This is a genomic window from Vibrio sp. 10N.261.52.C11 (assembly GCF_041471405.1).
GTDB lineage: Bacteria > Pseudomonadota > Gammaproteobacteria > Enterobacterales > Vibrionaceae > Vibrio > Vibrio crassostreae_C.
The window spans coordinates 1-1,412 of the sequence record NZ_JBFROI010000115.1 but is presented as its reverse complement, the minus strand read 5'-3'; the positions used below and the strand labels follow the sequence as shown (position 1 = coordinate 1,412).

Below are 1,412 nucleotides of genomic sequence, written 5' to 3'. Positions count from 1 at the left end.
TAATGCCGATCAGTTAAAGCCAAAGCGATCGGTTGAAGGATCCTTCAGAGCTGTCAAAATCCAAGTGTATTTAATGCACTTGGATTTTTTTATGGATGTTTCTCAAGCTCTAAACATAATTAATGATTGGAAACCTAGCAGCGTTGAGACTTTGTCTGACTTGCTTCCAATTGAACTCATCGACGAAGCCTATTCTCTTACTGATACTGTCACGATGAGAAAGAGGAAATTAACTTTAGAATCCATGGTGTGGCTGCTTGTTGGAATGGCTATCTATAACAGTAAATCCATGAAAGATTTAGTGAACCAACTTGATATTGTCGACCGTACAGGTAAAGCTTTTGTCGCACCGAGTGCGTTAACTCAACGTCGAAAGACGTTGGGTGAAGACGCAATTAAAGCGGTCTTTGAGCGAATGACTACGTCATGGTTAAACAGTGCAAAGTTACCCCAATGGAATGGATTAACGCTGCTTGGCGTCGATGGCGTTGTTTGGCGAACGCCCGATAACCCGCAAAATGAAAAGGCATTTTCTCGACAAAAAGGGACGCAATATCCGCAAGTGAGAATGGTCTGCCAAATGGAACTAAGCAGTCACATTATTACGGCCAGTGCATTTGATAATTACAATACAAACGAAATGATATTAGCTGAAAAACTGATAGGAACAACACCAAACCATAGCGTGACAATGTTCGATAAGGGGTTCTATTCTTTAGGTTTATTACATAAATGGCAAGACTCTGGCTCAGAGCGTCATTGGCTTATCCCCCTCAAGAAAAATACACAATATGACATTGTTCAATCTTTAGGGCGAAATGACAAACTGGTTCAATTACACAGTAACCCAAGGGCTAGAAAGCTATGGCCTGATTTACCAAAGTCGATAACCGCTCGACTTGTCACTCGTAAAATTAAAGGAAAAGACTACCAAGTATTAACCTCCATGACGGACTCCCTGCGTTACCCATCAAAAGATATTGCAGGCCTTTATGAACATCGTTGGGAAATTGAGCTAGGCTACCGAGAGCAAAAACAATACATGCTTGGAAATCGTCTCACGCTGCGAAGTCGTTTACCAGAACTGGTAAAGCAGGAGTTATGGGGCATCTTGCTTACTTACAATTTAATCCGATACCAGATGGTCGAGCTCTGCTTCAATTTAAAGGGAAATTACCTTCCTTATCAACTGAGTTTTAACGGCACATTAGCTCATGTATCTGCGTTACTTGTAGGCTTACCTTATTCAACACCAGGCGCAATACCTCGTCAGCTAAAGGGGTTCCACAACATGGCTGAAAGCTTAATACTTGAAGGGCGAAGGGAAAGGACATTCCCTAGAAGAGTTAAACCCAGACCACAACGGTATGCTAAGAACAAAAATGCCGTTCACTCTTAAGTGAACGGCATTA

Annotated in this window: 1 protein-coding gene; it reads left to right on the top strand. The window is 41.9% G+C overall.

The genetic code is table 11. The features are described from left to right. Window positions 1–91 precede the first annotated feature (91 nt). Window positions 92–1,399, top strand: a complete 1,308-nt coding sequence (locus tag AB4323_RS23925) for an IS4 family transposase (RefSeq protein WP_102397901.1) — start codon at window positions 92–94, stop codon at window positions 1,397–1,399. Window positions 1,400–1,412: the final 13 nt, after the last annotated feature.

Bases quoted from the DNA above. Each gene is read 5' to 3' on its own strand.
- AB4323_RS23925 (WP_102397901.1), top strand. From the start codon at position 92: ATGGATGTTTCTCAAGCTCTAAACATAATTAATGATTGGAAACCTAGC.